This is a genomic window from Enterobacter cloacae complex sp. IR5459, from assembly GCF_049238005.1.
GTDB lineage: Bacteria > Pseudomonadota > Gammaproteobacteria > Enterobacterales > Enterobacteriaceae > Enterobacter > Enterobacter hormaechei_C.
In genome coordinates this window covers 1-9,262 of sequence record NZ_JBMKIG010000026.1, presented here as the reverse complement: position 1 = coordinate 9,262, position 9,262 = coordinate 1, and the positions used below count along the sequence as shown (strand labels likewise).

15 protein-coding genes are annotated in these 9,262 nt (G+C 52.1%); 13 read left to right on the top strand and 2 right to left on the bottom strand.

All coding sequences use genetic code 11. The annotated features are described in order from the left end of the window. The first annotated feature begins 804 nt into the window (after positions 1-804). The 6 genes from ACOTX4_RS25110 (at position 805) to ACOTX4_RS25085 (ending at position 3,601) form a co-directional block, all read left to right on the top strand. Positions 805-1,185, top strand: coding sequence for a hypothetical protein (locus tag ACOTX4_RS25110; RefSeq protein ID WP_001371925.1), 381 nt, complete (start codon positions 805-807; stop codon positions 1,183-1,185). Between the two features lie 57 nt (positions 1,186-1,242). Continuing rightward, on the top strand, positions 1,243-1,908 hold the full coding sequence (locus tag ACOTX4_RS25105) for a hypothetical protein (RefSeq protein ID WP_001447900.1): 666 nt from the start codon (positions 1,243-1,245) through the stop codon (positions 1,906-1,908). A gap of 59 nt (positions 1,909-1,967) precedes the next feature. Next, positions 1,968-2,423 carry a hypothetical protein gene (locus tag ACOTX4_RS25100; RefSeq protein ID WP_000916941.1) on the top strand — a complete coding sequence of 152 codons (456 nt, stop codon included), beginning with the start codon at positions 1,968-1,970 and terminating at the stop codon, positions 2,421-2,423. Continuing rightward, positions 2,395-2,700 carry a hypothetical protein gene (locus tag ACOTX4_RS25095; protein WP_223152485.1) on the top strand — a complete coding sequence of 102 codons (306 nt, stop codon included), beginning with the start codon at positions 2,395-2,397 and terminating at the stop codon, positions 2,698-2,700. Before ACOTX4_RS25100 ends, ACOTX4_RS25095 begins: the two co-directional genes overlap by 29 nt. A 25-nt stretch (positions 2,701-2,725) precedes the next feature. Beyond that, a complete protein-coding gene (locus tag ACOTX4_RS25090) occupies positions 2,726-3,019 on the top strand; it encodes a hypothetical protein (protein WP_001100635.1) in 294 nt (97 codons plus the stop codon). Between the two features lie 177 nt (positions 3,020-3,196). Continuing rightward, positions 3,197-3,601: an H-NS family nucleoid-associated regulatory protein gene (locus tag ACOTX4_RS25085; RefSeq protein WP_001287391.1), complete on the top strand. Its 405-nt coding sequence runs from the start codon at positions 3,197-3,199 to the stop codon at positions 3,599-3,601. Positions 3,602-4,207: 606 nt separating this feature from the next. Here ACOTX4_RS25085 and ACOTX4_RS25080 read toward each other — a convergent pair. Together ACOTX4_RS25080 and merR are read right to left on the bottom strand one after the other, a co-directional pair. Continuing rightward, positions 4,208-4,816, bottom strand: a complete 609-nt coding sequence (locus ACOTX4_RS25080; RefSeq protein WP_000289256.1) for an HNH endonuclease signature motif containing protein — start codon at positions 4,814-4,816, stop codon at positions 4,208-4,210. A gap of 65 nt (positions 4,817-4,881) precedes the next feature. Beyond that, on the bottom strand, positions 4,882-5,337 hold the full coding sequence (merR, locus tag ACOTX4_RS25075; RefSeq protein ID WP_001166628.1) for an Hg(II)-responsive transcriptional regulator: 456 nt from the start codon (positions 5,335-5,337) through the stop codon (positions 4,882-4,884). 71 nt (positions 5,338-5,408) lie between these two features. On the opposite strand from merR, the gene merT reads away from it, so the two are divergent. The 7 genes from merT to ACOTX4_RS25040 all read left to right on the top strand — a co-directional run bounded on the left by merT (position 5,409) and on the right by ACOTX4_RS25040 (position 9,136). Beyond that, a complete protein-coding gene (gene merT / locus ACOTX4_RS25070) occupies positions 5,409-5,774 on the top strand; it encodes a mercuric ion transporter MerT (RefSeq protein ID WP_001294656.1) in 366 nt (121 codons plus the stop codon). Positions 5,775-5,789: 15 nt separating this feature from the next. Next, the gene (gene merP / locus ACOTX4_RS25065; protein ID WP_000732275.1) at positions 5,790-6,065 is read left to right on the top strand and encodes a mercury resistance system periplasmic binding protein MerP; all 276 of its coding nucleotides are present in this window, start codon (positions 5,790-5,792) and stop codon (positions 6,063-6,065) included. 27 nt (positions 6,066-6,092) lie between these two features. Then, positions 6,093-6,518, top strand: a complete 426-nt coding sequence (gene merC, locus ACOTX4_RS25060; RefSeq protein ID WP_000522996.1) for an organomercurial transporter MerC — start codon at positions 6,093-6,095, stop codon at positions 6,516-6,518. Positions 6,519-6,556: 38 nt separating this feature from the next. Continuing rightward, positions 6,557-8,242, top strand: coding sequence for a mercury(II) reductase (gene merA / locus ACOTX4_RS25055; protein ID WP_000209296.1), 1,686 nt, complete (start codon positions 6,557-6,559; stop codon positions 8,240-8,242). 17 nt (positions 8,243-8,259) lie between these two features. Next, positions 8,260-8,625, top strand: coding sequence for a mercury resistance co-regulator MerD (gene merD / locus ACOTX4_RS25050; protein WP_001277466.1), 366 nt, complete (start codon positions 8,260-8,262; stop codon positions 8,623-8,625). Beyond that, positions 8,622-8,858, top strand: a complete 237-nt coding sequence (gene merE, locus ACOTX4_RS25045; RefSeq protein WP_001087807.1) for a broad-spectrum mercury transporter MerE — start codon at positions 8,622-8,624, stop codon at positions 8,856-8,858. Before merD ends, merE begins: the two co-directional genes overlap by 4 nt. A 65-nt stretch (positions 8,859-8,923) precedes the next feature. Further along, positions 8,924-9,136, top strand: a complete 213-nt coding sequence (locus ACOTX4_RS25040) for a DUF3330 domain-containing protein (RefSeq protein ID WP_000993245.1) — start codon at positions 8,924-8,926, stop codon at positions 9,134-9,136. The last annotated feature ends 126 nt before the right edge of the window (positions 9,137-9,262 follow it).

Below are 9,262 nucleotides of genomic sequence, written 5' to 3'. Positions count from 1 at the left end.
GGCAGAGCCGCAGACTGGAAGACGGGAAGTTTCGGCCCTTACGGATGCCCGGAAAACCTTAGCGTACGATTTTTTCCGAATTCTGCGGGCTCCCCAATAAGACAAAAGGCTGCCTCATCGCTAACTTTGCAACAGTGCCCATTAGCGTCGTTTTTTGAGAATGGTTACAACTTTAGTGCTTTGTGTACAACTTTATTGTCTTCGGACAGTAGGACCCTCTAAAACCAATAGAATTTACGTAGAAACGCGTTTAGTAAAGGCTTTACTAATTACTAATGACTAACATATTAGCACTTTCAGATCTGTCAGCAATAACCCCGGGCGGCGAAATAATGAGAAGAGTTCTTCCGGAGAGCCTTTTCTTTCTATCTGATTGATTTTTAACACTTTTAAATGTCAGCTTTATGTAAACCTGTGGGATTTACTCCTAATTAAATCCCATAGTATGAAAATTAGGCATTTGCAAACCTTAATGACGTGACGTTGTCACGTAAATCAATGGAATTTAGTCTCTAGTAAAGAGTTAACTAGTGACTAACTGCCTGATCGGTGTGCTTGAACGGTGCACTTCAGGCCGGATATAAAAATTGATGAGAGATATACAGAAAATGATGGACCGGCTTAATAAGCCAGCCTTTCTTGGGATGATTGATGATGTTGAACACGCTATAAAGCGAAAATGCCCCTTTTTAACCTATAGGTTGGGCACTATGAGTAAGATACAATCAAATCGCCAGTCAGATGGCTAATTTCATTTTGACCAAAGCGGGCTATTTCAAGCGTTATCGCTGAGACGAGGCTTCAATGACAAGTACACTTGACCCATCACACAAGCAAATTGAAATGTGGCGCAGAGCTACCGGTTCCGAAGGTGGACTCAACGAATACCGCAACTGGGTTCTGGAAAATAGTATGAGATTTACAGCATACGGTATCCATACCGTTATCGTCGAAGGTGAGGCGAAGCATATAACAGCGCTTGATGATGTTACCCTCTGTAACGAGTGGGCGAAGCTTAAAAGAGAAAACAATAGGCTTTACGCAGCAAATGAAAAAATTTGCTCTGGCTGGCGTGGTTTTGTGTTGCGTTTGTTAGGAATAACACTGTCATGCAGAAAACCGGTCATCTTACTGGGGGCAGACGCGAAGAATCAAAATGATGCCGTGAAAGGGGCTGATTTGTAATTTTCAGGCGAGCCCACCGTTCTTAGAAAGCTGTTCTATGGGTATGTAAGGAAGATAATGTTCTCTGAACGCTCAGTACACTTAATCACTTCCTGTACAAAGGGCAAGAATCATCAGGGCCACGTCTGGCCGACATTGGACATAGATCCAAAACAAACCCCGGACGACGCAGCATATGCCTGGAGTAACATTGTAGACGACGCCAGAAGTAATCAGGCGGTACCGGCATTGTCCTTGTATTCAGGTAATCACTGGTCTACGGCAAAGGAAATTTTAAACTCAACCAGAAATCTGGAGTTGTGGATAATCTCTGCCGGGATGGGGTTTTTAAATAGTCGAGATCGGGTGCCCTCTTACGAGGCGACATTTCATCAAGTACCATTCAGGCATGATCTCTGGTGGAAAGCCATCACAAAATCACTAGGAAAGCATAACCGTTGCGCAACTATAAGCCAGTTAATGCAGTCCAGTCCGAATGATGAATATTTGATTGCGGCTTCGCCTGTTTATATTTCTGCTGTCCAGAATGACATCCTGAAGGGCATTGAGAGTTTGACTCATCCTCTTACGCAACTAACGATCGTGACATCAGGGGCATATGCTGGCCCACTTGAAGAATACTTAATTAAGAGTTCTTCTAGGATGATGAAAGAGCTAGAGTGCAATATGGTGTGCCTGAATATAAAACTGGCTCAATACATACTTAAAAGTGGTAGTCGTTAGAACTAGACTGTTAATGATACAATTCTCCTGTTATTTTATTTTTATAAAAGGTCTCAAATATGCTCAAAAACAGATTTTCTTTATTGTGTCTTGCTGTGGCATCGTCACTTACTCTTACTGCTTGCGATGTAGTTGATGCTGCCTATGACGAGACTTTAAATGATAATGCACCCGAAATTGTAATAGCTGGAGGATTCAAAATTGATATCCAAGGTAATGCAGTTCCGGTTGAGGGATATGATAATTGCTCTTTGAATACTCTTCAGGGAAGCGTTGATACGGATAAATCAAATTGTATTGTTCTGGATAGAACACGTAAAAAAGTACCGGTTCTAGTTCATTTGTCATCCGGTCCCGTCAAAGAAGAATGGAAGATCGAGCACCAGGTTGAAAAAACCAAATCCGGCAAAAATTTCATCCAAACTCGTATGATTAGACCTGACGGTAACTTTGTAGTGCCTGCATCCTCAGAACGAGGGATCTTTAGTGGCAAACATTACAGTCAAGCCAGCTAAGTCAAGTCTATCCGTTCAAACAGAAAAAGGTTTCTTAAAAATGACGTTATCCGCTGCATTGCAAGGCACTTTTAAAGAGATGAGGAAAGACAATACAGTAGGCATCACAGTTCAAACTTGTTCAGATATTTTTGACAGCAATGTTCCTCCGGCTTATGTTTTCTGGCTTTATCGTCTCAAAGCGGGAGAAACTTTGCCGCGCGGAAGGTTCTTCAGAAAAAGAAAGCCAATCATCAATGTTATGGCAGTTGTTCATGATGCTGCATTCGAAAAATAACTGCGCTATCAGGAAAGTTACTTTTATGAACGTAATTGCAGCTGGAATTTTTTGCTTTATTTTTTACCCTACAGCTTTCGCTTATGCTTGTTATAAAAAGAGATGGCTAGAGTGGATTTTTCTTACTTTAATTATAATTTTTGCTTCTGCCATTTCGATTCAACAATACAATGAAGCGAATTTTGTAAGTGAGTTAAATTACCCTATGTTTATCTCCGCCATATATGGCCTGTCACTGGCATGGTTTCCTTTTCCGATTGCTTATGTTGTTCTGCGCTTCCTTCTTGATGATTTACAGCATGAGTACCCTAAACAGTGAGCAGATTTTAAGACTCATGAACAACATCGAAAGCACGAAACAGTCTGCACAAGGAAGATAAGGAGTATTCTTAGCAAGATATCTTTGTACCTGAAGACATAAAGCTGGCATCTTTTTCCTTATAGAGTGTATTATGATTAAGTAAATCCTTATCAAAGAATTAGAAAGTGAGGTCGTATGTCTGAAGCACTCAAATCGTTAAACAATATTCGTACTCTTCGCGCCCAGGGCCGCGAGCTGCCTTTAGAAGTACTTGAGGAAATCCTCGAAAAGCTTAATGTCATTGTTGATGAGCGTCGTCAGGAAGAATCATCCAAAGCTGCCGAACTGCAAGCTCGTCAGGAGAAACTTGACGCCCTGCGTAAGTTAATGGAAGAAGATGGTATCAACCCGGAAGAGCTGCTTGGCTCATTCCAGGCCAAATCTACGGCTACCAAGAAAAGCCGTGAACCACGCCCGGCCAAATACTCATTTACTGATGAAAATGGCGAAACAAAAACGTGGACTGGACAGGGCCGTACCCCCAAAGCTCTGGCAGAACAAATTGCAGCCGGTAAAAGTCTTGATGATTTCCTGATCTAACTTTTGCCACCAGTTTTGATAGAGGCCACTTCGGTGGCCTTTTCTCATACGGAATCAATTTCAGGTACAGAACATATGAAAAATTCAGAACCTAAGAGCTGTGATCCCTATGTGGACAGTTTGATTAGAAATGCAGATGCAAAGGAAGCCAGGTCATTTCTCAAAATATTGAAGCCCTTACCATTCCTTATCGTTATCATCGCTGTATTCTTTTTTTGGGTATCGTTTTCCCGTTTATTATCCCAGGTCGCGTAAAACCTTTTTAAAGACTCTTCTTTACCAGATATGCTCCCTCACCGGGATGGTTTCAACCTCTTCAGTTTCCCATATTGGCAAAACCTTCAGGAAATAAGACGATACCCTCCACGCTTTCCATTAAAGCGGGATGACGACGCCCAGTTCTTACGACCAGACTCCACGTTTTCGATTAGGATGCCTTTGGGCCCTTCTAACGAGGCCACCTCAACAACTCGCACTTTCCGGATCAGTCTTGGATCCACTTCTTCCCAGATCTGGCCAACTGTAATATCTTTTTGGGTTTGCATTTAATCTCTCGCTGTCATTTAGTGAACAAGACTAATCCTCGCCGTGGTTCAGCTTATGGCTTTATTTACGCTGACGATCCTTAGCCTTAAATTTTTGCCATCGTATCCGAAGGTTTTCGATGTTAACCGGAACCTGCATGCGTGTCGTCTCTATCTCATTCCCATGCCATTTCAGGAGATCATCATCCAACTCCCGGGCCTCCCGGCTGAAGTAAATTTTCATAGTGTCAGGGTTTATGGCGCAATGGTCATTGTCGAACAGTGTATGGATATCACGGCGAAGTAAAATTCCGTTCGTTACGTCGGGAATGCCTTCTTCATGACGTGGCGTTAAGTGCGCGGCCTCAGTACGCCAGGGGGACCTTACGCCGGTGACAACACATCGCCCGTAGCAATTCAACCTAACATCCCGGGCGAAAGGACCTTGGTCAGGACTGGTGACAGAAGTACATTCCTGGCCCTCTTTGTAGATACGCTTCGGGAAGTCGATAGTGGTTTGAGCTGTTTGGGAAAGTGACACATACGTAACCCCTTTGTATCTCTTTATCCCACCATTAAAAGTGGTAGGAATCGAGCTGGTTATGGCCACCAGTTTCACATCGCCCATTTCGACGATCTTAAGGCTCTTATTAGCGGCTACATGTAACTGGATGAATTTACCTACGTACACATCATGGTTCTCATCTTGTCTTTCAACACACAGGGGTCGTCTCAGAATTCGGAAAATAAAGCACGCTAAGGCGTAGTCACCCCGTGACTCCCCCGCGCCGATGCAGCGAGCTTCGTTCCGTCTTGCAGTGACGCAATCAGCGGGCAGGAAACGTTCCCTTTCCGCGCATGGCAGGCGCACACCAGTTCAGACAGCACGGCCTCCATGCGTGCCAAGTCGGCCATCTTCTCGCGCACATCCTTGAGCTTGTGCTCGGCCAGGCCGCTGGCTTCCTCGCAATGGGTGCCATCCTCCAGCCGCAGTAGCTCGGCGATTTCGTCCAGGCTAAAGCCCAGCCGCTGGGCCGATTTCACGAACCGCACTCGTGTTACATCCGCCTCGCCATAGCGGCGAATGCTGCCATAGGGCTTGTCTGGCTCCGGCAGCAGGCCCTTGCGCTGGTAGAACCGGATGGTCTCCACATTGACCCCGGCCGCCTTGGCAAAAACGCCAATGGTCAGATTCTCAAAATTAATTTGCATATCGCTTGACTCCGTACATAACTACGGAAGTAAGCTTAAGCTATCCAAACCAAATTTGAAAGGACAAGCGTATGTCTGAACCACAAAAGTCTGAACCACAAAACGGGCGCGGCGCGCTCTTCGCCGGTGGGCTGGCCGCCATTCTTGCGTCGGCCTGCTGCCTGGGGCCGCTGGTTTTGATCGCCTTGGGGTTCAGCGGGGCATGGATCGGCAACCTGACGGTGCTGGAACCCTATCGCCCGATCTTCATCGGCGCAGCGCTGGTCGCGCTGTTTTTCGCCTGGCGGCGCATCTACCGCCCGGCGCAAGCCTGCAAACCGGGTGAGGTCTGCGCGATTCCCCAAGTGCGAGCTACTTACAAGCTCATTTTCTGGATCGTGGCCGCGCTGGTCCTGGTCTCGCTCGGATTTCCCTACGTCATGCCATTTTTCTATTAATCACAGGAGTTCATCATGAAAAAACTGTTTGCCGCCCTCGCCCTCGCTGCCGTTGTTGCCCCCGTGTGGGCCGCCACCCAGACCGTCACGCTGTCCGTGCCTGGCATGACCTGCGCCTCTTGCCCGATCACTGTCAAGCACGCGCTTTCCAAGGTTGAGGGCGTGAGCAAGACCGACGTAAGTTTCGACAAGCGCCAGGCCGTCGTCACCTTCGACGATGCCAAGACCAACGTCCAGAAGTTGACCAAGGCGACCGAGGACGCGGGCTATCCGTCCAGCCTCAAACGCTGATCCGTTAACCGAACTCGGGAGCGACACATGGGACTCATCACGCGCATCGCTGGCAAAACCGGCGCGCTCGGCAGCGTCGTTTCCGCGATGGGCTGCGCCGCCTGTTTTCCTGCCATCGCCAGCTTTGGCGCGGCCATCGGACTGGGCTTCTTGAGCCAGTACGAGGGGCTATTCATTGGCATCCTGCTGCCGATGTTCGCCGGCATCGCGTTACTCGCCAATGCTATCGCTTGGCTCAATCATCGACAGTGGCGACGCACGGCGCTCGGCACGATAGGCCCGATCTTGGTGCTGGCAGCGGTGTTTTTAATGCGGGCTTACGGCTGGCAGAGCGGTGGACTGCTCTATGTCGGCCTGGCCTTGATGGTTGGGGTGTCGGTCTGGGATTTCATCTCGCCAGCACATCGCCGCTGCGGGCCGGACAGCTGTGAATTGCCAGAACAACGTGGCTGACGGCAACAGCCGTAGCCACCACAGAAAAGGAAAAATACATGACCACCCTGAAAATCACCGGGATGACCTGCGACTCGTGCGCGGCTCACGTCAAGGAAGCCTTGGAGAAAGTGCCCGGCGTGCAATCGGCGCTGGTGTCCTATCCGAAGGGCACAGCGCAACTCGCCATTGAGGCGGGCACGTCATCGGATGCGCTGACTACCGCCGTGGCCGGACTGGGCTACGAGGCAACGCTTGCCGATGCGCCACCGACGGACAACCGCGCCGGCCTGCTCGACAAGATGCGCGGCTGGATAGGGGCCGCTGATAAGCCCAGTGGCAACGAACGCCCGTTGCAGGTCGTCGTCATTGGTAGCGGTGGAGCCGCGATGGCGGCAGCACTGAAGGCCGTCGAGCAAGGCGCGCAGGTCACGCTGATTGAGCGCGGCACCATCGGCGGCACCTGCGTCAACGTCGGTTGTGTGCCGTCCAAGATCATGATCCGCGCCGCCCACATCGCCCATCTGCGCCGGGAAAGCCCATTCGACGGCGGCATGCCACCCACACCGCCGACGATCTTGCGCGAGCGGCTGCTGGCCCAGCAGCAGGCCCGTGTCGAAGAACTCCGTCATGCCAAGTACGAAGGCATCCTGGACGGCAATTCAGCCATCACCGTTCTGCACGGTGAAGCGCGTTTCAAGGACGACCAGAGCCTTATCGTTAGTTTGAACGAGGGTGGCGAGCGCGTCGTGATGTTCGACCGCTGCCTGGTCGCCACGGGTGCCAGCCCGGCGGTCCCGCCGATTCCGGGCTTGAAAGAGTCACCCTACTGGACTTCCACCGAGGCCCTGGCGAGCGACACCATTCCCGAACGCCTTGCCGTAATCGGCTCGTCGGTGGTGGCGCTGGAGCTGGCGCAAGCCTTTGCCCGGCTGGGCAGCAAGGTCACGGCCCTGGCGCGCAATACCTTGTTCTTCCGTGAAGACCCGGCCATCGGCGAGGCGGTGACAGCCGCTTTCCGTGCCGAGGGCATCGAGGTGCTGGAGCACACGCAAGCCAGCCAGGTCGCCCATATGGACGGTGAATTCGTGCTGACCACCACGCACGGTGAATTGCGCGCCGACAAGCTGCTGGTCGCCACCGGCCGGACACCGAACACGCGCAGCCTGGCATTGGAAGCGGCGGGGGTAGCCGTCAATGCGCAGGGGGCCATCGTCATCGACAAGGGCATGCGCACCAGTAGCCCGAACATCTACGCGGCCGGCGACTGCACCGACCAGCCGCAGTTCGTCTATGTGGCGGCAGCGGCCGGCACTCGTGCGGCGATCAACATGACTGGCGGCGATGCGGCCCTGGACCTGACCGCAATGCCGGCCGTGGTGTTCACCGACCCGCAGGTCGCCACCGTGGGCTACAGCGAGGCGGAAGCACATCACGACGGGATCGAGACCGACAGTCGCCTGCTAACACTGGATAACGTGCCGCGTGCGCTTGCCAACTTCGACACACGCGGCTTCATCAAGCTGGTCATCGAGGAAGGTAGCGGACGGCTCATCGGCGTGCAAGCGGTGGCCCCGGAAGCGGGTGAACTGATCCAGACGGCGGTGCTCGCCATTCGCAACCGTATGACCGTGCAGGAACTGGCCGACCAATTGTTCCCCTACCTGACCATGGTCGAAGGGCTGAAGCTCGCGGCGCAGACCTTCAGCAAGGACGTGAAGCAGCTTTCGTGCTGCGCCGGATGAGGAAAAGGAGGTGTTCAATGAGCGCCTACACAGTGTCCCGGCTGGCCCTTGATGCCGGGGTGAGCGTGCATATCGTGCGCGACTACCTGCTGCGCGGATTGCTACGGCCGGTCGCGTACACCACGGGCGGCTACGGCTTGTTCGATGACACCGCGTTGCAACGGCTGCGCTTTGTACGGGCTGCCTTCGAAGCGGGTATCGGCCTGGACGCACTGGCGCGGCTGTGCCGGGCGCTGGATGCTGCGGACGGTGACGGTGCGTCTGCGCAGCTTGCCGTGTTGCGGCAACTCGTCGAGCGTCGGCGCGAGGCCCTGGCCAGCCTCGAAATGCAACTGGCCGCCATGCCAACCGAACCGGCACAGCACGCGGAGAGTCTGCCATGAACAGCCCAGAGCACTTGCCGTCTGAGACGCACAAACCGATCACCGGCTACTTGTGGGGCGCGCTGGCCGTGCTCACCTGTCCCTGCCATTTGCCGATTCTCGCCATTGTGCTAGCCGGCACGACGGCCGGCGCGTTCATCGGGGAGCACTGGGGTATTGCAGCCCTCACGCTGACCGGCTTGTTTGTCCTGTCTGTGACGCGGCTGCTGCGGGCCTTCAAGGGAAGATCATGACCGCTTCCCAGCCAGCCGAGAGTGGGCAGCTTTGAGCTTCGCTACCAATCTGGAGGAGTACCACCATGAACGCAAACGCCCCGAACACTGCCAGTTGCACCACCTGCTGCGTATGCTGCAAAGAAATTCCGCTCGATGCCGCCTTCACCCCGGAAGGCGCGGAATACGTCGAACATTTCTGCGGGCTGGATTGCTATGAACGCTTCCAGGCACGCGCCAAGGCCGCGACAGAATCTGACATTGCGCCTGTCCCTGGCGGTTCGCAGCCGTCAGATTGAGGCATACCCTAACTTGATGTCAGATGCCATGTGTCATTTTCAGAAGACGACTGCACCAGTTGATTGGGCGTAATGGCTGTTGTGCAGCCAGCTCCTGACAGTTCAATATCAGAAGTGATCTGCACC